A 24140-nucleotide genomic window follows, 5' to 3' on the forward strand; every position below is an offset into this window, starting at 1 on the left:
CTTTAAGCGTCCTTTTTTCTATTCAGTTTCTAAATTGAATTAGAAGCGGAATTTAGCATTTACGCCAACAGATTGTGTATCAAGATTTGCACTTTCAGCATTAGCATTTACATAGCTCGCACCTACAGCAATCGCTGGAGTGATGAAGTAGTTTACGTTCGCACCCCAAGCTGAATCTGGAGTACCAGCAAAGCTTGATTCAACATAAGAAGCACCAACACTTAACGCAGGTGTTAAGTAAAGGTCAGTTTTTAATTGGTAAGCAGTGTCATCACCATAAACAAGGCCAGCTTCTAAGCCAAGCGCCATGTTAGTACCGTCGATGTTACCTACGTATTTAGTACGTGCAGTAATCGCGTCTTGGTCATCACCGATTGTTACAGTTTCACCAACAGCTTTAACCGCGCCATTGCTCATTACGTTGAACGCATCAAGAGCAAATTGGTCAGCAACGCTAGTGTAACCTACAGCAACCAAGAAGTTTGGAGCAGCTAAAGCACCCACTTCAAGAGCATAACGGTCGCCTTGGTCATTTGACTTGCCGTTTTTACCATCAAGAACAGTGTGGCTGTAAGACGCGCTTGCATAAGCAGGAACGAATTTAGTTGGTACATAAGCTTCAGCTTTAGCGCCATAGTTGTGAGCAACTACGTCAGCATCTAGTTCAGCATAGTTATACGCTACAGATACATTAGACGCTTGGTTTAAGAAAGCAGCTTCAGCTAAAGGACCTTTAGATGAATCAACATCTTTAAAGTAGAAAGTACCTTGCAAACCGCCAGTAAAATCTTTGTCATTTGCAGCAGACGCATCGAGGTATTCTGATTGACCTTGTACTTCGAATTGGTATGCTTGAGCACCGGTCATGGCTAATAATAAAGCAGTGGCTAAACCGAGTTTTTTCATGATATTTACCAGATTGTTAACATTGGATTAAACTAAGGCTATTCTATTGTAACAATTTATTAAGTCAATGAACTCTAATGGTATTACGTTATTGAGTAATTACTCTAACTATGTTAAAGGTTAAAAAATGCTCAATTGATCGTATCCATGTCAACCAAAAAAAACTTACAGCAGAACAATAGTGTATACCTATTTAGAAAACAGAGAATGCGCGATATCGAATTGTACTGAACTTGATTTTTAATTGATAAATTAGATTGAAGTAATTGGTATAAACGGTAAAAAAGTTAAATAAGGCGCCTCAAATATAGGCGTTTTTGTGTCCTAAGTCTAAAAAATGCCTAAAATTAGCGCAAAAAACTCGGGTTTTGCTTGCATAATGTACATATCTTCTGAGTGTTTGTGATAATTTTCACAATAATTATAGAATTATATTAATCCATAGCACTTTAGTTGGCTTTACAAGTGAACAGATTTATTTCATAATAATTTTAGCGAATCATTTAACAATATTGTTGTTTTCTGAGAAGCTAATTCTCCTCAAACAGTTTTTGTTTATCTGCCCAACTTTCCCCAAGGTTGGGCTTTTTTTTATTTAAATTTTCAAGATTTTATTTTCTTTCTGAATAAAAATATATTGGAATTTAATGCATCATAATGGTGCAATTATGAATATGCATTTTCATTAAAAACTTTTATTTGGTCAAAAAAAAACCAACTTCTAAAAGAAGTTGGTTTTTTCCGCCAAAACTTTTGGGAAAATTAGAATATCTGCTGAGGATATATGCTAATTCGCCCCAATACTGTGCATTATGCACCTAAATGTTGCATATGTAAATATAGGTACTTTAAAAAATGGGAAAACTAGAAAATATTGAATGAAATTCACACTAAACATGAATATTATTAAGGATTGATTTACTTAGTTTCCATAGGTGAGTGAAAGTTTAGCCGTGATCATTTGGGGCTGATGAAATCTTAAAATGATGCAAAACAAAGAATTAATCACTTAAATACACGATATACTGTTCATATAATGAACAGTTAATTTGGTTTTCTTTTATTTTGGAATGGGGGCGTGGTTGAAGTATGCGAGAAATACGCTCTGAGTATTTGAGTCAAAAGTTGTACATTGCAATGAGCATTATTATTTTGTCATTGTGCAGCTTATCCATTCCGTTGATGGTCAAAAGTTATCGCGATTACATCAAAACCAACCAAGCTTTAACTGAAATACAAGCCCTACAAGCTGTTGCAGACTTGGCCAATAAGATTTCACGAGAGCGTGCGCCAGCCAACAAGCTCATGTCGAGTAATCAGCAAGACTTTGCCAAACATGTGCTTGAATTAAAACTGTATCGACTCACGGTAGATGAGCAGATGCAAAAGACCTTAGAGGTTTTAAAGCATTCGAACCTCCCAAATTTAGATTTAAGTTTATTTGACCGTTTAGATGAAGCTTTAATGCAAGGCAGACAACAGGTAGATGCCTATGCAGCTCTACCACGTGAGCAACGTAATGCCGAGACCATGGATCAAGCCATCCTAAAAATGTTTAGTGCTTGGGATCGTAGTCATGATGTTTTAAAAGATGTGATCGCTGTATCTGAAGGCAAAGACACCGCTGTTTCAAACTTCTATGTCCAAATTTTATTATTAGCGGACTTACGCGATCAGGCTGGTCGTGCTGCATCCAATGTGATGGCGCATGTAGCTTTTAAACAACCGATTCCTGAAACCAATTTAGCGCGTTCTTTACAGACTCGGAAGCAAGTGATGTATTTGTGGGAACTCATTGATACCTTACAGCCCGAGCATGATAAAACCGAAGAATTTAAAGTGCTGCATCAGGCGGTTTATAACGAGTTTTTAGCCAAAGGGCTATTGATTGTTGAACGCTTGATGAATGAAAGTATTTACCATCGACCATATTACTTAACTGGCACACAGTTAACTGAAGCAATCGTTGATAAATTTTCGACCGTGGTGGAATTGCAAAATTATTTACTCAAATATAGCGTTGAAAAAGCCATCATTGAAAAGCATAAAGCACAAAATATTTTGCTCACAACGGTGGGGATTTCACTTATTTCAATTTTTGCGGCACTGTTTACCATGATCTATGCACGCAAGAGAGTGTTTAGTCCACTTATTCAAGCGCGTGAAATTCTGTTTGATTTATCCCATTCCAGTCTTCGCCCCAACCCGATGGATACCAAAGACCAACCCGCCAATGTTTATTCTTTATTTGCAGCGATTCAGCAGTTAAAACAGACGCTTCAGCAGCGAGATGCGTTGGAGTTTCGACTCAAGAATATTGCGCATTTGGATTCATTAACCGGGGTTGCAAACCGTTATGCGTTGAATGAATACATTAAACTTTTGGAAAATCAGCCGACTCAGTTTTCGGAGACTTGTTTAATGGTGATCGACATTGATCATTTTAAACAGGTCAACGATGTATATGGACACCTGATGGGGGATCAGGTGATTCAGTTTGTGGCTGAAAAATTAAAAGAAAATATTCGGACATCTGACTTGTTGGTACGTTACGGTGGTGACGAATTTATTGTGCTGATTGAAAATGTTGGAATGGAGCGCGCTTTAAAAATTGCGGAAAAGATTCGTTCTGAGATTTATGAAGCGAAGCCACTTGATAATGTACGTTGCCCTGATTTGAAAGTTAGTATTAGTATTGGGGTCGCAATTGGTGCGACCAGTTGGATGGCACTGTTAGAAAAAGCCGATCGTGCTTTGTTTCAAGCCAAAGAGCAGGGGAAAAATAAGGTTGTGGCTTATTCAGTCGGTGAAGTGAATGAATCATATTATATTTGAAATAATTAGCCCTAAATGAATAAATTTAAATAACAGTACAAAAGAATAGATGAGGGGCAAATGAGAACAGACTGTATTTTTTGTCAGATGACACGAAATGAAATACCTTGCCATATTATTGATAGCAATAACGACTACATGGCTTTTTTAACAATTTTTCCGAATACGTTAGGTGCAGCTGTTGTAATCCCCAAAAAACATTACACAAGTTATGCTTTTGATTTGGATGATGATGTTCTCACCGGATTGATACTTTACACCAAGAAAATTGCGAAAAAGTTAGATGGATTCTTTGAAGACGTTGGGCGGACTGCAATGGTATTTGAAGGTTTTGGCGTCGATCATATACATGCAAAATTGTTCCCTATGCATGGAACCAAGCAAATGCATGAAAACTGGAAAGCTGTAAACTCTAATGTTGATAAATATTTTGAGCAGTACGAAGGCTATATTTCATCACATGATTTTCAGCGGGCAAATGATGAAGAGTTGGCTTTGCTTGCTGAGCAGATTCGAGCTTTTGAATAATAAGTTGAACGATTGGTATTAATGACTATCGTTTTAGAGCATCTTCGTACTGGATTGCTGGCATAATTGCTATTGTGTAGCGTTATCTCATTTTTACTGGGCAAAAGTGACAAAACCCACTTGTTTAACTAATGTTCAGTCCCTTGAGCATAGTCAAACAGGCGACATTCATGTCGCGCCTGTTATGTGGAAGGAGGAAATCCCCCCTCTTAAAGTGGGAGAATCCCAGAATCACTTCAACAACGGTTTCAAAAACTTCGCAGTATGCGAAACTTTAGATTTCACCACATGCTCAGGTGTACCTTCCGCAATAATCATCCCGCCACCTGCACCACCTTCAGGGCCCAAATCAATCACCCAGTCAGCAGTCTTGATCACATCCAAATTATGCTCAATCACCACAATGGTATTGCCCTTATTGCGAAGCTCATGGAGGATATCTAACAGTTTAGCAATGTCATGGAAATGTAAACCTGTAGTTGGTTCATCCAAGATATATAACGTTTTACCCGTATCACGTTTTGCCAATTCACGTGCCAATTTCACACGCTGCGCTTCACCACCTGATAGTGTCGTTGCAGACTGACCTAAACGGATATAGCCCAAACCCACTTGATTCAGTGTTTCTAAACGACGATGAATGACAGGAATCGCATCAAAGAAATGCATGGCATCTTCAACCGTCATATTCAGTACATCTGAAATATTTTTGCCCTTATAACCGACTTCTAAAGTTTCACGGTTATAACGTTTACCATGACAGTTATCACAAGGCACATACATATCAGGTAAGAAGTGCATTGCCACTTTGATCATGCCGTCACCTTCACAGGCTTCACAACGACCACCTTTCACGTTAAACGAGAAACGTCCCGCAGCATAACCACGTGCTTTGGCTTCTGGTGTTTGCGCAAATAATTCACGAATCGGAGTAAATAAACCTGTATACGTTGCAGGGTTAGAGCGAGGTGTACGACCAATTGGGCTTTGATCAATATCAACAACTTTATCAAGGAATTGCAGACCATCAATCGAGTCAAACTTCTCAGCCGTTAATGTCGTTGCGCCATTGAGCTGTGTTGCTGCTAAAGGCAATAAAGTACGGTTAATCAGCGTAGATTTACCTGAACCAGACACACCAGTCACACAGGTCATCACACCCAAAGGAATGGTTAAATCCACATTCTGTAGGTTATGACCCGCAGCACCCATCAATTTAATTTGTTCTTCAGGCTTTGGCGGTTCAGTACGTTTTTTCGGTACTTCAATTTTTAGTTTGCCTGATAAATATTGACCCGTGAGAGATTCACTATTCGCAAGGATTTCATCATAAGTCCCTTCAGCAATCACATGACCACCATGAATACCAGCACCAGGACCAATATCGATAATATGATCTGCTGCACGAATCGCATCTTCATCATGCTCAACGACTAAAACAGTATTCCCCAAATCACGTAAGCGGACTAAGGTTTCTAATAGACGATCATTATCACGTTGATGCAGACCAATCGACGGTTCATCGAGGACATACATCACTCCCATCAAACCTGCGCCGATTTGCGAAGCCAAACGAATACGTTGCGCTTCACCACCAGACAATGTTTCTGCTGAACGAGAAAGACTTAAATAATTCAAACCCACTGAAACTAAGAAATGTAAACGCTCACGAATTTCTTTAAAAATCTTATCGGCAATTTCGCCTTTTGCACCATCAAGATTTAAATCTTGATAATAACTTTCAGCATCACCAATCGACATTTTGGTAATTTGGGCAATGGTTTTGTCTTTCACTCGAACATGGCGTGAAATTTCATTCAGACGTGATCCACCGCAGGCATCACATGCTGCATTAGACAGATATTGTGCCAAATCATCACGAACATAGTTACTCTCAGTTTCACGATAGCGACGTTCTAAATGTGGCAAAATTCCTTCAAAAGGTTGTACACGATTATGTTTACGACCACGTTCATCGATATAACTTAAATCAACTTTTTCTTTGCCTGTACCGTATAAAAATTTCTTTTTGGTGTCGGCATCCAGTTCATTCCAAGGCGTATCCAAAGAAAAGCTAAAATGCTCAGCCACTTTTTCAATCATGCTGTAGTAGTACGGACGTTGTCTGTCCCAACCACGAATAGCGCCTTGGCTAATCGACACATCAGGGCTTGGAATGAGTTTTTCGGCACTAAAATGGCTACGAGTCCCTAAACCATCACAGGTTGGGCAGGCACCAAAGGGATTGTTAAATGAAAATAAACGGGGCTCAAGTTCTGCAACAGCGCGGTCACATTCTGGACATGAGTGTTTAGCTGAAAAGACCCGATCTGGGTGTTCACCGTTCATCCACGAAAGAATCGCAATATCACCGCCCAAACGTAGAGCCGTTTCAAAAGACTCTGCAATGCGGTTGCCGAGGTCATCACGGACTTTAAAACGATCCACCACCACTTCAATGGTGTGTTTTTTCTTTTTATCGAGTTCTGGAATTGGGTCGAGATCAACAATCTCACCATCGACGCGCGCCCGTACAAAACCTTGACTTTGTAGCTGTTCAAACAGGTTGGAATATTCGCCTTTACGCTCACGCACCACAGGTGCAAGCAGCATCAGCGCTGTTCCTTCATCCAATCCTTTTACTGCATCGACCATTTCCGATACGGTCTGTGCCACCATCGGCAAATCATGCTCTGGGCAAAATGGCGTGCCGACACGTGCGTAGAGTAGACGTAAATAGTCATAAATTTCGGTAATGGTACCCACCGTAGAACGTGGGTTGTGGCTGGTCGATTTCTGTTCAATCGCAATGGCAGGGCTTAAACCTTCAATTGAGTCAACTTCAGGTTTTTCCATTTGTGACAAGAACTGGCGCGCGTAGGCCGAAAGCGATTCGACATAACGACGCTGGCCTTCGGCATAGAGTGTATCAAATGCAAGCGATGACTTACCTGAACCAGAAAGTCCCGTGATCACCACGAACTTATCGCGGGGAATATCAAGGTTCACATTTTTTAAGTTATGGGTACGTGCGCCTCGAATACGGATATGACTTTGGCTCATAAAACTATCTCGAAATTGTGCAGATGAAGGAGGTATATGATAACGACTTATGCTTTATTCAAGTGTTAAACATGATTTTATAGCGACAAATCATGTCGGCCAAAAGAAAATTGATGCTGCTAGACTGTAGCTAGATTTCAGTGTTGAAACAAGTCTCAAGCTATCGATATTGGCTGCGACTGAAGACAGAAAGGTGTTTACGCGTTGCGTAAAAAAGAGTGGATCACCCATTCGGCGCAGCGCAAAAGTTGCATCATGGTTGTGCTATTTTTGGTTTGCCATACGCCTTCAGGGATAGAGTGTTGTTGTGGTTGCAGCATTTAGCATGCTAGCGCATAAGGACGTTCAAAGATTGAATCGACCGTCTCAAAAGCAAAGGGACGGATAATGTCATGATGGAGACGGGCATAGAAATTGACTTCGTGCTCAAGAGTTTGTAAGAAGGCGTCGTAGTCATTTTCAAAGTCTGGTAGGTCGAGTAAGTCTTGTTCTCGACTTAAAACGCAATGATATTTTTTAATAAACGCCAACATCAATTTTTGAATATGTGGATTGGTATAATAAATGAGATAGGTCGCGGCAGAACCGCAGTGTAAACAGCCTTTTTCAAGGTAAATTTCTTCGTTATTTAGCCAGCAACATTGTACGGTAAAAAATGCACGAATGGCTTCAGTACCAAGAGTATCCGGATGCATGAGAACGGCCCTCGAAAGTTAATTATGCAAATGATAATTATTATCATTACTGGAGTTTAGTTTTAAATGCTTAAAATAGCAATCGCGCCTTCTGAAAAAATACGATATTCGGTCAATAAAAAGCCCTGAAGGTTTCAGGGCTTTTTGGATCATTTTCGCTTTTAAGCGTGGTCTAAACCGAGCCATTGCTGCTGTTTATAAGCGCTGTCCCAGAACAACCATTCCAGTTCAGCCCCTTTACGGTAGGCTTTATGCATTTTCTCAATAGTGTCTGCATCGCAACGCGCAGCCACTTTATCGATGGTTGCAATTACATTACGTACTGCTTGGTTGAATTCTTCACCTGCGTAAGTATCAATCCACGCTTGGTATGGGTTGTTGGCGATAGAGTTACCCACAATGTCTTTACCGACTTCAGCATAAATCCAAAAACAAGGTAAGAGCGCTGCTAACACTACAGGGTAGCTTTCAGACCATGCTGTTGCCGTTAGAAATGAAGTGTAATGGTGACATGCCAAAGTCAGCGGGGTTTCTTCAAACTGCTGCTTTGAAATATCAAAATTTTTCATAAAGCCATCATGCAAACTGCGTTCCACCACAATCGCTTCTTTAGCCCCTTGGCTAAACTGAATAATGTCGTCAGCCTCATACGCTTTGGCACCACACACCGCTAAAGCACGACCATAAGCCACCAAGTAGTGTGCATCTTGAATCACATAATGACAAAATGCTTCTTTATTAAGTGTGCCTGAAGCCAATTCTTGGTTAAAAGGTAAGGCCAGTGTTTTTTGATATAAGTCGATATTACGTTGCCAAACGTCTTGAGAAAAAGCCATGATTAGATCCTGAGGGAAGCCAAAATATGGGCAAGACTATAACAACAGTTTACGCGGAACAACAATCCATCTCCGTACATCGGTGAGATAAGTAAAAATTAACGAAGATGTTTTGGTTTCAGGCGCAAAAAGCGTCATAATTGCGGCCATAAAACTCAACCTGTTTTTTAAGTTTTCGTTCATCTCCAAATTTTTTATAGGTCGATCTGTCATGATGAAACATTTTGGTTTCTCTATCATTTTTACGATCGTGTGTCTTGCGTTGTCTGCGTACTGGGGTTTTACCCATGGACCAGAAGCGGGCTTAAAGACCATGTTTACTGCTTTGACCATCACTGCAATTTTAGCGGTGATGGAGGTCTCGTTATCTTTTGATAATGCCGTTGTCAATGCATCTGTGTTACGTGGTTGGGATCATTTCTGGAAAACGTTGTTCCTGACTGTGGGTATTTTAGTCGCTGTATTTGGTATGCGTTTAATCTTCCCTGTCGCAATTGTGGCTGTAACTGCAGATATGGGCTTTGTTGAAGTCGTACAACTGGCTTTGAATGATCCAAAAACCTACTCACAACGTCTGATGGATCACCACCCTGAAATTGCTGCGTTTGGTGGAGCATTCTTGTTACTTGTGTTCTTAAACTTCTTCTTAGATGAAGAGAAAGACACACACTGGTTCCGCTGGTTAGAACGTCGTTTGACCAACTTAGCCAATGTTCCTGCAATGTCGGTCTTCCTTGCACTAATTGCACTTTTGGTGATGGCGGCCAATGTCGATGAAGCTAAACGTCTGGTGGTGACCATGGCGGGAATCTGGGGCATCGTGGTTTATATTGGTGTACAAGTCTTAAGTCATTTGTTGGGTGGCGAACCTGAAGTTGATGAAGACGGCAATGCGGTTACACATGATGCCAATGGCGCAACCACAGGTGTGGTCAAAGCAGGTATTGGTGGTTTCTTATACCTAGAAGTACTTGATGCATCGTTCAGTTTTGATGGTGTAATTGGTGCGTTTGCTATTACTTCCGATGTCGTAATTATTATGCTGGGTCTCGCGATTGGTGCGATTTTCGTGCGTTCGATGACTATTTACTTGGTCGAAAAAGGCACCTTGGATGCCTATGTCTTCCTTGAGCATGGCGCACACTACGCGATTGGTGCTTTAGCATTTATTATGCTGGCAAGTGGTACAGGTCTACATGTACCAGAAGTCGTCACAGGTTTAATTGGTGTGGCCTTTATTGTTTGGGCTGTTATTGCTTCTATTCAATACAAAAAACATCAAGCCGCTTAAAGCAGATTGCTTTAAACCGAAGAAAAGCGCAGCTCAGACTGCGCTTTTTGTTTTTCAGATCAGGAAGGCTTTTATTAAACATAAAATTCATGCCGCTAGTCGGATTGAATAGCCTATAATCTTGATCCAAGATTAATTCAATACAGTCTGTCCTCGTTTATGATGAATGCTTTAGAACGTCGTTCAACTTTTGCCTTAAGCAGTATTTTTGCCTTACGCATGTTGGGTTTGTTCATGATCATCCCTGTATTTTCTGTGGCAGGGCAGACCTATGAATATGCAACGCCTGCGTTGCTCGGTTTGGCTGTGGGGATTTATGGCTTAACACAGGCCATTTTACAGATTCCTTTCAGCTTAATTGCCGACCGTTATAGCCGTAAGCCTTTGGTGGTTTTTGGGCTGCTTCTGTTTGCTTTGGGTGGTGCAATTGCAGCGATGTCAGACACCATTTATGGGGTGATTATTGGTCGTGCCATTGCGGGTGGTGGAGCAGTGTCTGCCGTGGTGATGGCACTACTGGCGGATGTGACCCGTGAAGAAAACCGTATGAAAGCCATGGCAACCATGGGCATGAGTATCGGGGTTTCTTTTGCTGTGGCTTTTAGTTTGGGGCCGTGGCTTACCGGTTTAGTAGGAATTTCAGGATTATTCTGGGTGACCACCATCATGGGTTTGGCGGCCATTTCGATGTTATTTTTGGTGCCCAAAGTCACCCGCCATCATCGTAATTATCAACAAGGTTATTTGGCCCAGCTCAAACAAGTCTTAAAAATGGGCGATCTGAACCGTCTGCATGTGTCGGTGTTTAGCTTACATTTATTGCTGACAGCAATGTTTATTTATGTTCCCTCACAGCTCATCGATTTTGCAAAAATTCCACTAAATTCGCATGGCTGGGTGTATTTACCGCTCTTGGTGATTAGCCTATTTTTTGCCTTTCCAAGTATTGTGTTGGCTGAAAAATATCGCAAGATGCGAGGCATCTTTTTAACGGCTATTGGCGGCATTATTTTAGGCTTAGGCATCCTAATTTTTGGCTTTGAGTCGAAGTATATTTTGCTGACAGGTTTGGGCTTATTCTTTATTGCTTTTAATGTCATGGAAGCGCTGTTGCCGTCATGGTTATCGAAAGCTGCGCCGATTCAGTCTAAAGCCACCGCGATGGGCGTTAATGCCAGTAGCCAGTTTTTAGGCGCATTCTTTGGTGGTGTCACAGGTGGTCAGTTGTTGCTGTTAAACAATACAGCCTTGGGTTGGAGCATCCTGACTGGACTAGCGATTGTTTGGTTATTGATTAGTTTTGGCTTGGCACAACCGCGCTATTTGTCTTCGATGGTATTGCGTTTACCTGAACATAAACAAACGGACGAATGGACTTCACAGCTTTTAGCGATTCGTGGTATTGAAGAGGTCGTGGTGATGTCTGATCAGCAAGTAGCGTATGTAAAAGTCGATAAGCAGCAAATAGATGATGCTACGCGACAAGATTTAACGCAGTTGTTGGGGAAAGAGGTAGCCATTTAAGCATAACTCTTATAAAGTAAATAATAGAAATAGATAGGAAGTAAACATCAGATGCGCGGTGTAAATAAAGTTATTTTAGTGGGCACATTAGGCCGAGATCCAGAGACGAAAACTTTTCCAAACGGTGGTTCGTTGACCCAGTTTTCAATTGCAACGAGCGACTCTTGGACAGACAAAAGCACAGGTGAGCGTAAAGAGCAAACCGAATGGCACCGTATTGTGTTACACAACCGTCTAGGTGAAATTGCGCAACAATACCTACGTAAAGGTTCGAAAGTTTATATTGAAGGTTCACTGCGTACTCGTCAGTGGACAGATCAAAATGGTCAAGAACGCTACACCACAGAAATTCGTGGTGAGCAAATGCAGATGCTCGACAACAACCGTCAGCAAGGTGAGCAAATGCAAGGCGGAAATGATGGTTATGCACAACCACGTTTCAACAATAACCAAGGTGGTGGTTATAACAATAACAACAACCAAGGCGGTTATGGCGGCAATCCTGCAGCGGGCAATAGCAACAACCAACAAAGTGGTTATGCGAACAATAACCCAAGCGGTTTTGCACCAAAGGCGGCTCCTCAGTCAGCGCCTGCGGCAGCACCAGCAGATATGGATGATGATCTTCCATTCTGATTTGTATAATATCTAAATATTGTATGAAGTAAAAAAGAACTTGATTTATATCAAGTTCTTTTTTTTATGGTAGGCAAATTTGGTATTTAAAAAAGAGCTTTATGGCATCAAAATGTTCAGCTAATACGAGTGACAGAGCATACTTTTCCTCTATAAAAAAGGGACCTCCGATGAGATCCCTTTTTAAAAAGACTAAATGCTAATAAATCATGATAAAGATTGCTGAGGATGAACCATATTTTTGATCGATAGCACATCAGCCAAAATTTGATCAGACAATAGGTTTTCAGCTTTAATTAAAGCCAATACACTTTGACCAGTTTCATTGGCTTGTTTTGCAATACGAGTCGTTGTTTCATAGCCCAAATAGGGGTTGAGTGCAGTAATAATGCCGATTGAATTATCTACATTGGCCTGACAGTGTTCAGCATTGGCACGGATGTTTTCAATACATTTATGTTGGAACATTTGCATAGCTTTACCCAACAAATCGATCGATTCGAACAGTTTAAAAGCAATTAACGGCTCCATCGCATTGAGCTGCAGTTGACCTGCTTCGGCCGCCAAAGTAATGGCCAAATCATTTGCAATGACTTGAAAACACACTAAATTCATGGCTTCTGGAATAACAGGGTTCACTTTGCCAGGCATAATTGAGCTGCCTGGTTGACGCGGTTCTAAATGGATTTCATTCAGACCAGTACGAGGGCCACTAGAAAGTAAACGCAGGTCATTGGCAATTTTTGAGAGTTTAGTCGCGGTACGTTTTAAGAAGCTCGATAATAAAACGAAATCACCCATATCTGAGGTTGCTTCGATTAAATCAGGTGAACTGCTGATCTGCTTTTGCGTAATTTCAGACAATGCTGCGATGGCATATTCACGATACTTAACTTCGGTATTGATCCCTGTTCCAATGGCTGTCCCGCCCAAATTTACAACACTTAAAGCAGACGGCATGATGTCATTGAGCTTGTTTAAATCATTTTGTAAGGTATTTGCAAATGCGCCAAATTCTTGGCCCAAGGTCATTGGAACGGCATCTTGCAATTGGGTACGGCCCATTTTTAAGATATGTGAAAACTCATCTGACTTGTTCTTAAAACTTTGAATTAAATTTTGAAACGGGCCGTTCAATTGCTCTATTGCAAAAATTAAACCTACTTTAATTGCCGTTGGATAAACATCATTGGTTGACTGAGACATATTAATATCATTATTTGGATGTAAATATTGATATTCGCCTTTTAAATGATCTAAATGTTCTAATCCAATATTAGCCAGTACTTCATTGATGTTCATATTGGTGGATGTTCCCGCACCACCTTGAATCATATCAATTGGAAATTGGTCATGATACTTATAATTAATAACTTGTTCACATGCATACTGAATAGCATTGTATTTATTTTCTTCAAGTTTATTGAGTTTAAAATTGGCTTCTGCGCATGCAGCTTTAACCATTGCAAGGGCATTAATAAAAACAGGGAATTGATTGAGTTTATTTGGACTTAAATTAAAGTTCTCTAAAGCTCTTAAAGTTTGTACACCATAATAGCAATGAGCAGGAATTTCTTTATGTCCTAATAAATCCTTTTCAACGCGTGTGTTAATCTTAATGTTCATTTAAATAGACTCTAATCTCGAATAAATCGATATTAAAGTGCGCACAGTTTTTTTTCTAATGTAAAAATATATTACTACATGCATTTTTTGCATAATAGATTATAATTGATCAAAGGATGAGTGAAGAATGAGTTATGACTTTAGAAATTCGATGGATTGAAGATTTACTTGCGTTAGAGCAAGAAAAATCGATATCTCAAGCAGCAGCTCTACGACATGTCACGCAGTCTGCCTTTACGCGCAGAATTCAGAATATTGAAAACTCATTGGGTTTCCAAATTTTGAAAAGATATAGTAAAAACATTGATTTCACAGAAGCAGGCCAAGTTTTACTTGCTTCGGCAAAAAACATACAAAATCAACTCACTACAACAATAAAATATTTAGAAAAGAATGTGAAACATGATGAGTTAACCGTCAAGTTTGCAGTGTCACACTCGCTCATTACCCAGTTTTTCCCCCGCTTTATTCATGAGTTAGCGATGGATATGACGGACTTAAAATTGGAAATTATTGCCTCAAATTTCAAACAGGGGATGCGCTTATTAAAAGATGGCTCGTGTGATTTTTTAATCAGTTATTGTGATCAAAAAACATTAGAACAATTCGATCGTTCTTTGTTCGAATTTCATAAAATTGTTGAAATGGAAATACTCCCGGTGACGGCGTTAGATCATGACGGAACTGCCAAATATTCACTCGATCAGTCATTTCCTTTGTTGTCTTATAGTAAACAAGCATATTTAAGAAACTGTGTGGATGAAGCGATTGAAAATAAGTTGGATTATAGAACTTTATATGAGACTGATAATGCAGGTGATTTAAAAGAGTTGGTATTACAAGGTTTAGGTGTGGCATGGCTGCCTAAATTATTGGTTGAAAGAGAAATCCAAGAAAATAAATTAAAAGTACTGGACGGTAAGCAGTACTATTTATTTCAAGATGTCTATCTGGTTAAACGAGAAATGTCATTTTCAAATCGAATTAATTATATTTGGAATATTTTAATTCAGAAAAATAAATAATTGGATTTTATGAATTATTTTAGTTAATCGTTGTGAAACATATTGTTAATAATAAATATGGTGATTTTATGAATAGTAAATAAAGGGCTTTACTTACTATTTAAAAATCACCTTTTATTTTCTCTATAAATAATTCTAACTGTTATCGGCCAATTGGTTTGCGGGAGGAAGGTTGTTCACCATAATACCTTCTTGCTCCGTAAGCTCATCTTTATTGCCCTCAGTACGTGCAATCACGGCAGTTGCAATACTATTTCCAATCACATTGGTTGCCGTACGGCCCATATCTAAAAACTGATCAATCGCTAAAATTAATAGAATACCGGCTTCAGGAAGTTTGAACATGGCCAGAGTGGAGGCAATCACCACAATGGATGCTCGTGAAACACCTGCAATCCCTTTACTCGTAATCATGAGGGTAAAGAGTATGAGTGCTTGCTGGGAAAAACTTAAATCAATGTTGTAGGCTTGTGCAATAAATAACACGGCAAATGCCATATACATCATCGAGCCGTCGAGGTTGAAAGAATAACCTAAAGGGAGCACGAAACTGGTAATGCGTTTAGGTACACCGAATTTCTCCAAAGCTTCCATAGTTTTTGGATACGCCGATTCACTACTTGCGGTCGCAAAGGCCAACATGGTGGGTTCACGTACGATTCGCATCAATCTAAAAATATCTTTTTTCAAGAAGATATAGCCGAAAGCAATCAGGAGAGTCCAAAGCGCCAGTAGTCCCACATAGAACTGTCCAATGAAAATACTATAATCAATAATCAGCTTAGGGCCTTGGATGGTAATCGCGGAAGCAATCGCTGCAAAAACGGCAATAGGTGCAAACGCCATGACATAATCTGTAATTCGGAACATCACCTTACAGAGTTCATCAATTATTTTACCAATGACGGTCGCTTCACTATGATGTTGAACATAGGCAAGTGCGGAACCAAAGAAAATTGAGAAAACCAAAATCTGTAATATCTCATTATTGGCCATGGCTTCAGCAAAACTACGCGGGAAAATATGCGTAATGAAGCTTTCTAAGCTCAAACTTGTCGCACTGACACCGATATCAACCGCTGTTTGAGGGACGGTGAGATTCATTCCAGCGCCAGGTTGGAATAAATTGGCTAAGCCCATGCCCAGTAAAAGTGAAATAAATGATGCACCAATGAACCAACTCATGGCTTTTAAGGTAATTGATCCCAGCGATGAGGATTTTCCCATTGAGACAAGACCAGAAACGATTGTTGCAAACACTAAGGGTGCAATAATCATTTTAATTAATCTTAAGAATACATCGGTCACTATTTTAAAATAGGCGGCAAGTTCTGTGGTTTGTGCAGTCGTTAAAGTGCTATGAAAAGCCCATCCAATCAGTATTCCTGAGATCATGGCAATCAGAATATATTTCAGTAGTTTCTTCTGCTTCATACTTATCGTTCCTTCTTTTAATCTTCTTTTCATCAACTTTTGGCCTGATGTAGCAAGGCATTGATGACATTCCATGTTGATCAATTTATAGAGGCATTGCTTTAGATATTGAGTGCTAAATCGTCGATTGGGGATTTAGCTGTGGCAAGTGTTACTTTTTTTTAAAAAAAACGACAATGCAATTTTTAATTCAGTTATGCAAAAAATGCATGAGATGATTCTTTAGTTTTACTTGATATAGATGAGCTGTTCTTGGACTTAAGACCGAATGTTTGTTTTTGTAATTCTGATTGGTGATAGGAAAGATACTAAATTTCCTGATTCTGTGAGGAAGAGCTAAGGTCAGAAAGTGGAGCCAAAGTTAATGAATACACGAACTTAAAACCAAGCTTGCACTCATCATTTTCCCACAGACAAAACCATTGAATTGCCCGTTTTATCTAATATTTTAATAATCAGCTCATGATTTTAAGTTGCTGATATAAATAGATAATTAAAAAAAGAGATGTATTGTGTTGATAACATTGATTTAGCAATATCATGACTTTTCACAGCTCACGTATGAGGGCTTGATGTTTTCATTCTCTCCTTTCGTACATCCACAAAAAATTATCCACGCACAATTCATTGTTAAAGCGACAGAATTTCCAAACATGAATTTAGTTCACTTTGGTGTGAGATTAAATCATTTTTATTCATGTGATCATTCAGGTATAAATTAAACCACGCTCTTAACGATAGATCATATTCATCGTTGCTTCTTAGCCTGATGCTCAGAAAAATCTGAGAAGGTTGGAAAGACGATTTGCTAGAAAGATCCAAAAAGAAAATTGGACAGTCTAGAAAGAGCATGAAAGAAATTCAGTTTTATCGCAGAAATATAGGGTAACAGATCGCCATGAGTACAGAGTTTGCATGTTCAATTAAACGCATTCGTTTTGATGAAAACTATCAACCAGCAGATAACACACGTCTAACGACGAACTTTGCTAACTTGGCGCGTGGTGAAAGCCGTGAGCAGAACCTACGTAATACACTTCGTATGATTAATAATCGTTTCAATGCCTTAGCACAAACAGATAACCCGAATGGTGATCGTTATTCGCTTGAAATCGATATTATTTCTGCAAATTTAGACATTGAAGGGAATGGTCAAACTTTCCCAATTATTGAAATGCTGAAAAGCACGATTAATGATCATCATACCCATCAACGTATTGAAGGCATGATTGGCAATAGCTTCTCGTCTTATGTACGTGACTACGATTTTAGCGTGGTGCTGAAAGAACATAATAAAGAGAATTCGACGTCGTATGCACCTGAAGGTTTTGGTGATCTACATGGAAAACTGTATCAATACTTGGTGAACTCAGAGACTTTTAAAGCAGAGTTTAATCAACAGCCTGTGATTTGTTTGAGTGTTTCAACGGCGAAGAAGTACCACCGTACTGCCAATGAGCATCCTGTTTTAGGCGTTGAGTATAAACAAGATGAATATTCACGTACCGATGAGTATTTCCATAAAATGGGCTTAAGGGTTCGCTTCTTTATGCCAAAAGGGAGCGCTGCGCCTTTAGCATTCTATTTTGCGGGTGATTTACTGCGTGATTACACCGATCTTGAATTGATCAGTGCGATTAGCACCATGGAAACCTTCCAAAAGATTTATCGCCCTGAAATTTACAATGCAAATTCATCAGCGTCCCAAGTCTATCAAGCCAGCCTAGAGTATCCAGATTACTCATTAACACAAATTGTCTATGACCGTGTTGAACGTGGTCAGCTCGCGGTTAAGCAAGGTAAATGGACGGAAGAGAACTTTATTAAGCCTTATCAAGACATCCTTGAGCAATGGGCTGCGAATTATACCGTAGACAGCGACGCTGCTTAATTTAACTGAAATAGAATATTGAAATAGAGATTTAAAATGGCCATTTTATTACCAACATCAACAGCTGGCAGTTTACCTAAACCATCTTGGCTTGCAGAGCCAGAGAAGCTTTGGTCACCTTGGAAACTCGAAGGTGAGGCATTACTCGAAGCGAAACAAGATGCCTTACGTTTATCATTGCAAGAACAAATCCATGCAGGTATTGATATCGTCAGTGATGGTGAACAAACCCGTCAACATTTTGTGACGACGTTTATTGAACATCTGGATGGCGTTGATTTTGAGAAACGCGAAACGGTTCGTATCCGTAATCGTTATGATGCGAGTGTACCTTCAGTGGTAGGTGCTGTAAGCCGTCAAAAACCAGTATTTGTAGAAGATGCTAAGTTTTTACGTAGCCAAACAAATCAGCCGATTAAGTGGGCGCTTCCTGGTCCGATGACTATGATTGATACGCTGTATGATGGTCACTATAAAAGCCGTGAAAAACTGGCTTGGGAATTTGCCAAAATTTTGAATCAAGAAGCACGTGAGTTAGAAGCTGCTGGCGTGGATATCATTCAGTTCGATGAACCTGCATTTAATGTGTTCTTTGATGAAGTGAATGACTGGGGTGTTGCAACGCTTGAACGAGCACTTGAAGGTCTGAAATGTGAAACTGCGGTTCATATTTGCTATGGCTATGGCATCAAAGCCAATACCGATTGGAAAAAGACCTTGGGTTCAGAGTGGCGTCAATATGAAGAGGCTTTTCCTAAATTACAGAAATCCAAGATCGATATTATCTCACTCGAATGTCAAAACTCGCGTGTACCAATGGATCTGATTGAACTGATTCGCGGTAAAAAAGTCATGGTCGGTGCGATTGATGTGGCAACCAACACCGTTGAAACACCTGAAGAGGTTGCGAATACACTACGTAAGGCGCTTCAGTTTGTCGATGCAGATAAGCTTTATCCATCGACCAACTGTGGCATGGCACCTTTAGCACGTGAAGTCGCACGTGGTAAGCTGAATGCGTTAAGCGCAGGTGCAGAAATTATTCGTAAAGAACTTTCGGCTTCATACGCAGCAAGCGCGTGATGTGAAAGGGCTACCTGTTTGATAAAATGGGTAGCTTTTATCTGAGTCAAAGCATGTGTCCGTTCTACTGAGGAATAAAATGATGATTGAAGCAACAGACTTTAGAGATGCAATGTCTTTGTTAACCAGTGCAGTGAGTGTCGTAACTACGGCAGGCATGGCTGATCGTCATGGATTCACAGCATCTGCCGTATGCAGTGTGACGGATACACCACCGACATTATTGGTCTGTATGAATAAAGCATCGCGTTCACATGCACATTTTGTCGATAATAAAATTCTCACTGTGAATGTGTTGGGTGCACAACATCAGCATATTTCGAATGTCTTTGCATCTAAAATGACGTCTGAAGAGCGTTTTAAACATGGTGTTTGGACAGAGCTAGAAACGGGCGCGCCTGTTTTAAAGGATGCTTTGGTCAATTTTGATTGTGAAATTGATGACATTCAAGAAGTGGGAACACATACGGTCTTTATGTGCCGTATTGTCGCGATTCAACAAAGCCAACATGAGCAAAGTTTAGTTTATTTTAATCGTGCTTATCATCAGGTCGGGCAGACCGAAACGGCTTAAATTCACTTTGAATTGAACATCAAAGCTTTGAAATGACCTTCCAAATCATAGATTTTCCTCGGCTTGACTCTGGATTTGACTGTATTGCGCTCATTTGGATAATCGAAAGGTTTTCATTTAGACCACAAGATGGTGAAAATCGGGCAACAGTGTCGGGAAATTATAAATCTAAAAATCCGATAAAAATAATAAAAACTTACTATTTTACCTATTTTAGGTTTGTGCGTATTCTTGCTTCATCACTTAAGCACTCTCACAAATTTTTTGAGGACAAATACATGAGTTTAATCAATACTGAAGTTAAGGCGTTTAATGCAACAGCTTACCAAAATGGCGAATTCATTGAGTTGTCTGAGCAAAACTTGAAAGGCAAATGGTCTGTTGTATTTTTTTATCCTGCTGATTTCACCTTTGTGTGTCCAACAGAATTGGGCGACTTAGCCGATCACTATGCTGAATTTCAAAAACTGGGTGTGGAAATTTATGGTGTATCGACTGATACCCACTTTACTCATAAAGCATGGCACGACACTTCAGATGTGATCGGTAAAATTCAGTATCCATTGATTGGCGATCCAACTTGGATTTTGTCTAAAAACTTTGATGTGCTGATTGAAACTGAAGGTCTAGCAGACCGTGGTACTTTTGTGATTGATCCTGAAGGTAAAATCCAAATTATTGAAATTAATGCTGGCGGGATTGGTCGCGATGCGTCTGAACTATTACGCAAAGTAAAAGCAGCACAATATGTGCATGCGCACCCAGGCGAAGTATGTCCTGCAAAATGGAAAGAAGGTGAAGCAACGCTTGCGCCGTCAATCGACTTGGTTGGTAAAATCTAAGTCAACCTCAATGGTTGCATCGTGCTGAGTCATGAGCATGATACCTGTAAAAAATCAGCCACTTGGGCTGATTTTTTTTTATGCAAGGTTCTTTTAGCTTTTACAGATGGTAACCCTTGCTGGTGCTGGCAAAGTCTCTTAAACCCTGAATCAAATGCTCAATCAGTTTTTCCATGACCAAACGTTGTCCTTTACGTGAAGCATAGACCAACTGTACGGTTCCAATATTGGAACACCAGTCGGGCAAAATGTGAACTAGGCGACCTGAAGCAATATCTGCCTCTACCGTTAAGTAAGGCAAGTTGGCAATGCCGAGTCCATCCAGAGCCGAGTAATACACGCCTGCGACATCATTACTTTTGACCCGTGGTTCTAAAGGAATCACGATCTGTTCATCACTCTGGGTATGATGCAATAACCATTGATAATTGGACTTTTGTACCCCCAGTGCGAGCGTTGGAAAATCATTCAGCTCGGTGGCAAATTGAATTTCACGGCCCTGTAGCAGATCAGGACTGGCCACCAAACAATGCGTGGTTTTGACCACATCACGGACCACAATACTCGAGTCTTCATTGGCACTAAAATTGGTCCGAATGGCAAGATCAATGTCATCATGCAAGACATCGACACGACGGCTGGTCAGCTCCATTTCCACTTGGACTTTGGGATATTGTTTTAAAAAATGATTGAGTAAACTTCGCACTTGATAGCGCATCATCACAGAAGGGCAACTGATCTTGATTAAACCTTGCGGTTCACTTTTCTGTTTCAGTAAAACATTGTGTGCACTTTCGACTTGCTGAATGATTTGACGACATTCTTCAAACAGCTCTTGTCCCAAGGGGGTGACTTTAAAATGTCGTGTTGAACGCTGAATCAGGGTCACGTTGTACTTGGCTTCAAGGTCTAAAATGCGGCGACTAAGCTTAGACTTGGTGATGTTCGAGGCATCGCTTGCAGCACTGAAACCGCCGTGCTTGACCACAAGATAAAAATAATAATAGTCGTCAAATGAATGCATGATGGGTTCAAGCCTGTATTGATTTGTGACCGAAGGCAGTCTGTGATGGATAATCTGATACTGTATCATCGCTGATGATTGCACACGACAAAAAAGCGACCCGAGGATCGCTTTTACTGAGGTTTGATTATTTCTGCGCTGTATTTTTGCTATAGCTTTGAATTAGGTTTTTATAGTCTGGAATATGCGCTGCAAAGAGTGAACCGAGGCCTTCAATGTCATTACGCCAGTCGCGGTGTAATTCACATGCTGCACCAAACCATGACATCAGCTGCACGCCTGCCTGAGACATGCGATCCCATGCTGCATCACGGGTGATGGGATTAAAGGTTCCTGAAGCATCGGTAATCACAAAGACGTCAAACTCTTCTTCCAGTGCAGACAGTGCAGGGAAGGCTACACAGACTTCAGTGACTACACCCGCAATAATCAATTGTTTTTTACCTGTAGCTTTTACGGCTTGAACAAAGTCTTCATTGTCCCATGCATTGATTTGTCCTGGGCGTGCAATATAGGGTGCATCGGGGAGCATTTCGACCAATTCAGGGACCAAAGGGCCGTTTGGTCCATCTTCAAAACTGGTGGTCAGAATGGTGGGAAGATTAAAATATTTCGCGGCAGCAGCCAGTGCCAGTACATTGTTTTTAAATTTGTCTGGGTCAATGTCACGGACCAATGAAAGGAGACCCGCTTGGTGGTCAACCAAAAGAACCGCTGCATTATCTTTGTCTAAACGAATATAAGGTTTCGCCATTTTTCTGTCCTCGTTGTGATTATCAGTCGAGTCTCAAGGCAATCAGTAAGAAGGTTAGTGCCTTGAGCTTGAACATCATCATAGGTAGGAAAATGAGACAATAAAATAAGCCAAACGAGATGCTTAATCTTAAAAATAGGAAAATTTGAGCAAAAATATGCCATAAAAATAAAGAATGGCTTTGTTTTTAAATTGGTTTTTATGTAGGTGAGATGATTTTAACGAGATTGTCCTATTCGTGTGATTGTGTGTGCTAGCACAGTGCTATAAGAGGGCTGAGGAAAGGGGTAGTATAGATTGCATATTCATCCTATCGATATAGGAGTTCCAAGATGAAAAAAGTAATTGGTGTTTATCGTAATCAAGACATGCATTGGGTGGGTGATGGTTTTCCTGTCAAAAACCTCTTTTCATATGACCGCTTAGGACAAGCGATTAGTCCGTTTCTACTTTTGGACTATGCTGCACCTTACAAATTTGATCCAACCACATCGCAACGTGGTGTGGGTTCACACCCGCATCGTGGCTTTGAAACAGTCACCATCGCTTATAGTGGTGAAGTGACGCACAAAGACTCTAGCGGTGGTGGCGGTACCATCAATACTGGCGATGTACAGTGGATGACTGCAGGTTCAGGTGTGGTACATGAAGAGTTTCATTCTCCAGCCTTTGCTGAGCATGGTGGTCTGTTTGAAATGGTGCAACTTTGGGTGAATTTGCCAGCCAAAGACAAAATGACCACACCACGTTATCAAGCCTTGACTGTGGCGGATATCCCACGTATTGAAATGGATGATAATGCTGGACATCTCCGCGTGATTGCGGGGGAGTTTGGTGGTCATCATGGCCCTGCTCAAACGTATAGCCCCGTCAATGTTTGGGATGGTGAATTAAAAGCAGAGTACGAAACTTTTATTCATGTGCCCGTCACGCATAACACAATTGTGGTGGTACTCAGTGGTGAAGTGCTGATTAATGGCACGCAAAAAGTGGTGGATAGTTCCATTGTGATGTTTGCTCAAGATGGCGAAGCCGCAATTCAACTACAAGCGCTGCAAGACACTAAGTTCTTGGTGTTGACTGGTGAACCACTAAATGAGCCGATTCAAGGTTATGGTCCATTTGTCATGAATAGCAAAGCGGAAATTGTGCAAGCCTTTGATGATTTTAATCGTGGCAAGTTTGGTGAAATCCCTGTTGCTGTGGTGGACTAAAATCTTGTCGCTAAAAAGAAGAAATCCCTACTCGGTCAAGGGTAGGGATTTTTTAGGCGCTGTAGTCTTCTTGTTTTGCATAGTTGGTCATGAATTATTATGTGATGTGGTTATCGTTTTTATGCGGGGCGTATCTTAGCGCCTTTTTGCTGGTTTGTAAAACAGATGTTATAAAAATAGTTAATTTATATACTTTGTTTTTAAACAATTTATATTTTTATTTAAAATAAAATGTATAAAAAACGTGTGCTTATTTGAGTGCTTTTTTAGTGTAATGAAATGTAATTTAAGCAGATATCTTCCTATCGGTGTACCACATGAAAAAATGTGATTCTGGTATTTTTTAATAGCCCTATTTT

20 protein-coding genes are annotated in these 24140 nt (G+C 40.3%); 11 read left to right on the forward strand and 9 right to left on the reverse strand.

Annotated elements, in window-relative coordinates; genetic code table 11:
- Positions 1-39: 39 nt before the first annotated feature.
- Complete coding sequence (gene omp33-36, locus JZ787_RS06565) at positions 40-906, reverse strand: porin Omp33-36 (RefSeq protein ID WP_234963332.1); 867 nt, start codon at positions 904-906, stop codon at positions 40-42.
- Positions 907-1995: 1089 nt separating this feature from the next.
- On the opposite strand from omp33-36, the gene JZ787_RS06570 reads away from it, so the two are divergent.
- Both JZ787_RS06570 and JZ787_RS06575 read left to right on the forward strand, forming a co-directional pair.
- Positions 1996-3741 carry a GGDEF domain-containing protein gene (locus tag JZ787_RS06570; RefSeq protein ID WP_346311963.1) on the forward strand — a complete coding sequence of 582 codons (1746 nt, stop codon included), beginning with the start codon at positions 1996-1998 and terminating at the stop codon, positions 3739-3741.
- 60 nt (positions 3742-3801) lie between these two features.
- A complete protein-coding gene (locus tag JZ787_RS06575) occupies positions 3802-4269 on the forward strand; it encodes an HIT domain-containing protein (RefSeq protein ID WP_218288614.1) in 468 nt (155 codons plus the stop codon).
- Between the two features lie 231 nt (positions 4270-4500).
- On the opposite strand, the gene uvrA is transcribed toward JZ787_RS06575, so the two are convergent.
- The 4 genes from uvrA to tenA form a co-directional block, all read right to left on the reverse strand.
- Positions 4501-7332 (reverse strand): excinuclease ABC subunit UvrA, encoded by a 2832-nt coding sequence (uvrA, locus tag JZ787_RS06580; RefSeq protein WP_346311964.1) that lies wholly within the window; start codon positions 7330-7332, stop codon positions 4501-4503.
- A gap of 197 nt (positions 7333-7529) precedes the next feature.
- Entirely contained in the window at positions 7530-7652 is a 123-nt protein-coding gene (locus JZ787_RS06585) for a hypothetical protein (protein ID WP_256350717.1), read from the reverse strand.
- Complete coding sequence (locus tag JZ787_RS06590; RefSeq protein ID WP_004978208.1) at positions 7653-8027, reverse strand: hypothetical protein; 375 nt, start codon at positions 8025-8027, stop codon at positions 7653-7655.
- A gap of 161 nt (positions 8028-8188) precedes the next feature.
- Complete coding sequence (gene tenA, locus JZ787_RS06595; RefSeq protein ID WP_201701835.1) at positions 8189-8863, reverse strand: thiaminase II; 675 nt, start codon at positions 8861-8863, stop codon at positions 8189-8191.
- Positions 8864-9074: 211 nt separating this feature from the next.
- Between tenA and JZ787_RS06600 the strand changes: the two genes are divergently transcribed.
- The 3 genes from JZ787_RS06600 (at position 9075) to ssb (ending at position 12314) form a co-directional block, all read left to right on the forward strand.
- On the forward strand, positions 9075-10154 hold the full coding sequence (locus JZ787_RS06600) for a DUF475 domain-containing protein (protein WP_058870674.1): 1080 nt from the start codon (positions 9075-9077) through the stop codon (positions 10152-10154).
- Positions 10155-10313: 159 nt separating this feature from the next.
- Positions 10314-11678: an MFS transporter gene (locus JZ787_RS06605; protein ID WP_004978200.1), complete on the forward strand. Its 1365-nt coding sequence runs from the start codon at positions 10314-10316 to the stop codon at positions 11676-11678.
- Positions 11679-11729: 51 nt separating this feature from the next.
- Complete coding sequence (ssb, locus tag JZ787_RS06610) at positions 11730-12314, forward strand: single-stranded DNA-binding protein (protein ID WP_004691666.1); 585 nt, start codon at positions 11730-11732, stop codon at positions 12312-12314.
- A 207-nt stretch (positions 12315-12521) separates the two neighbouring features.
- On the opposite strand, the gene JZ787_RS06615 is transcribed toward ssb, so the two are convergent.
- Complete coding sequence (locus JZ787_RS06615; RefSeq protein ID WP_346311965.1) at positions 12522-13940, reverse strand: aspartate ammonia-lyase; 1419 nt, start codon at positions 13938-13940, stop codon at positions 12522-12524.
- 134 nt (positions 13941-14074) lie between these two features.
- Here JZ787_RS06615 and JZ787_RS06620 point away from each other — a divergent pair, with 134 nt between their 5' ends.
- Entirely contained in the window at positions 14075-14965 is an 891-nt protein-coding gene (locus JZ787_RS06620; protein ID WP_148825348.1) for a LysR substrate-binding domain-containing protein, read from the forward strand.
- Between the two features lie 135 nt (positions 14966-15100).
- Here the strand turns inward: JZ787_RS06620 and JZ787_RS06625 are convergent, their stop codons facing one another.
- The gene (locus tag JZ787_RS06625) at positions 15101-16399 is read right to left on the reverse strand and encodes a dicarboxylate/amino acid:cation symporter (RefSeq protein WP_346311966.1); all 1299 of its coding nucleotides are present in this window, start codon (positions 16397-16399) and stop codon (positions 15101-15103) included.
- Positions 16400-17297: 898 nt separating this feature from the next.
- On the opposite strand from JZ787_RS06625, the gene JZ787_RS06630 reads away from it, so the two are divergent.
- The 4 genes from JZ787_RS06630 to ahpC all read left to right on the forward strand — a co-directional run bounded on the left by JZ787_RS06630 (position 17298) and on the right by ahpC (position 20789).
- Positions 17298-18290 (forward strand): DUF1852 domain-containing protein, encoded by a 993-nt coding sequence (locus JZ787_RS06630; RefSeq protein ID WP_234964968.1) that lies wholly within the window; start codon positions 17298-17300, stop codon positions 18288-18290.
- Between the two features lie 36 nt (positions 18291-18326).
- Positions 18327-19373, forward strand: a complete 1047-nt coding sequence (locus JZ787_RS06635; protein ID WP_346311967.1) for a methionine synthase — start codon at positions 18327-18329, stop codon at positions 19371-19373.
- 82 nt (positions 19374-19455) lie between these two features.
- Complete coding sequence (locus JZ787_RS06640; RefSeq protein WP_035326242.1) at positions 19456-19947, forward strand: flavin reductase; 492 nt, start codon at positions 19456-19458, stop codon at positions 19945-19947.
- A 278-nt stretch (positions 19948-20225) separates the two neighbouring features.
- A complete protein-coding gene (gene ahpC, locus JZ787_RS06645) occupies positions 20226-20789 on the forward strand; it encodes an alkyl hydroperoxide reductase subunit C (protein ID WP_346311968.1) in 564 nt (187 codons plus the stop codon).
- A gap of 100 nt (positions 20790-20889) precedes the next feature.
- Here the strand turns inward: ahpC and JZ787_RS06650 are convergent, their stop codons facing one another.
- Together JZ787_RS06650 and ycaC are read right to left on the reverse strand one after the other, a co-directional pair.
- Positions 20890-21813: a LysR substrate-binding domain-containing protein gene (locus tag JZ787_RS06650; RefSeq protein ID WP_346311969.1), complete on the reverse strand. Its 924-nt coding sequence runs from the start codon at positions 21811-21813 to the stop codon at positions 20890-20892.
- Between the two features lie 127 nt (positions 21814-21940).
- On the reverse strand, positions 21941-22567 hold the full coding sequence (ycaC, locus tag JZ787_RS06655; protein WP_346311970.1) for an isochorismate family cysteine hydrolase YcaC: 627 nt from the start codon (positions 22565-22567) through the stop codon (positions 21941-21943).
- A 332-nt stretch (positions 22568-22899) separates the two neighbouring features.
- On the opposite strand from ycaC, the gene JZ787_RS06660 reads away from it, so the two are divergent.
- Positions 22900-23781, forward strand: a complete 882-nt coding sequence (locus JZ787_RS06660) for a pirin family protein (protein WP_004978180.1) — start codon at positions 22900-22902, stop codon at positions 23779-23781.
- The last annotated feature ends 359 nt before the right edge of the window (positions 23782-24140 follow it).

This window comes from Acinetobacter sp. BWR-L5, from assembly GCF_039655985.1.
GTDB lineage: Bacteria > Pseudomonadota > Gammaproteobacteria > Pseudomonadales > Moraxellaceae > Acinetobacter > Acinetobacter johnsonii.

Coding starts and splice junctions, on each gene's coding strand:
- omp33-36 (WP_234963332.1), bottom strand. CDS start 906: ATGAAAAAACTCGGTTTAGCCACTGCTTTATTATTAGCCATGACCGGT.
- JZ787_RS06570 (WP_346311963.1), top strand. CDS start 1,996: ATGCGAGAAATACGCTCTGAGTATTTGAGTCAAAAGTTGTACATTGCA.
- JZ787_RS06575 (WP_218288614.1), top strand. CDS start 3,802: ATGAGAACAGACTGTATTTTTTGTCAGATGACACGAAATGAAATACCT.
- uvrA (WP_346311964.1), bottom strand. CDS start 7,332: ATGAGCCAAAGTCATATCCGTATTCGAGGCGCACGTACCCATAACTTA.
- JZ787_RS06585 (WP_256350717.1), bottom strand. CDS start 7,652: ATGCTGCAACCACAACAACACTCTATCCCTGAAGGCGTATGGCAAACC.
- JZ787_RS06590 (WP_004978208.1), bottom strand. CDS start 8,027: ATGCATCCGGATACTCTTGGTACTGAAGCCATTCGTGCATTTTTTACC.
- tenA (WP_201701835.1), bottom strand. CDS start 8,863: ATGGCTTTTTCTCAAGACGTTTGGCAACGTAATATCGACTTATATCAA.
- JZ787_RS06600 (WP_058870674.1), top strand. CDS start 9,075: ATGATGAAACATTTTGGTTTCTCTATCATTTTTACGATCGTGTGTCTT.
- JZ787_RS06605 (WP_004978200.1), top strand. CDS start 10,314: ATGATGAATGCTTTAGAACGTCGTTCAACTTTTGCCTTAAGCAGTATT.
- ssb (WP_004691666.1), top strand. CDS start 11,730: ATGCGCGGTGTAAATAAAGTTATTTTAGTGGGCACATTAGGCCGAGAT.
- JZ787_RS06615 (WP_346311965.1), bottom strand. CDS start 13,940: ATGAACATTAAGATTAACACACGCGTTGAAAAGGATTTATTAGGACAT.
- JZ787_RS06620 (WP_148825348.1), top strand. CDS start 14,075: ATGACTTTAGAAATTCGATGGATTGAAGATTTACTTGCGTTAGAGCAA.
- JZ787_RS06625 (WP_346311966.1), bottom strand. CDS start 16,399: ATGAAGCAGAAGAAACTACTGAAATATATTCTGATTGCCATGATCTCA.
- JZ787_RS06630 (WP_234964968.1), top strand. CDS start 17,298: ATGAGTACAGAGTTTGCATGTTCAATTAAACGCATTCGTTTTGATGAA.
- JZ787_RS06635 (WP_346311967.1), top strand. CDS start 18,327: ATGGCCATTTTATTACCAACATCAACAGCTGGCAGTTTACCTAAACCA.
- JZ787_RS06640 (WP_035326242.1), top strand. CDS start 19,456: ATGATTGAAGCAACAGACTTTAGAGATGCAATGTCTTTGTTAACCAGT.
- ahpC (WP_346311968.1), top strand. CDS start 20,226: ATGAGTTTAATCAATACTGAAGTTAAGGCGTTTAATGCAACAGCTTAC.
- JZ787_RS06650 (WP_346311969.1), bottom strand. CDS start 21,813: ATGCATTCATTTGACGACTATTATTATTTTTATCTTGTGGTCAAGCAC.
- ycaC (WP_346311970.1), bottom strand. CDS start 22,567: ATGGCGAAACCTTATATTCGTTTAGACAAAGATAATGCAGCGGTTCTT.
- JZ787_RS06660 (WP_004978180.1), top strand. CDS start 22,900: ATGAAAAAAGTAATTGGTGTTTATCGTAATCAAGACATGCATTGGGTG.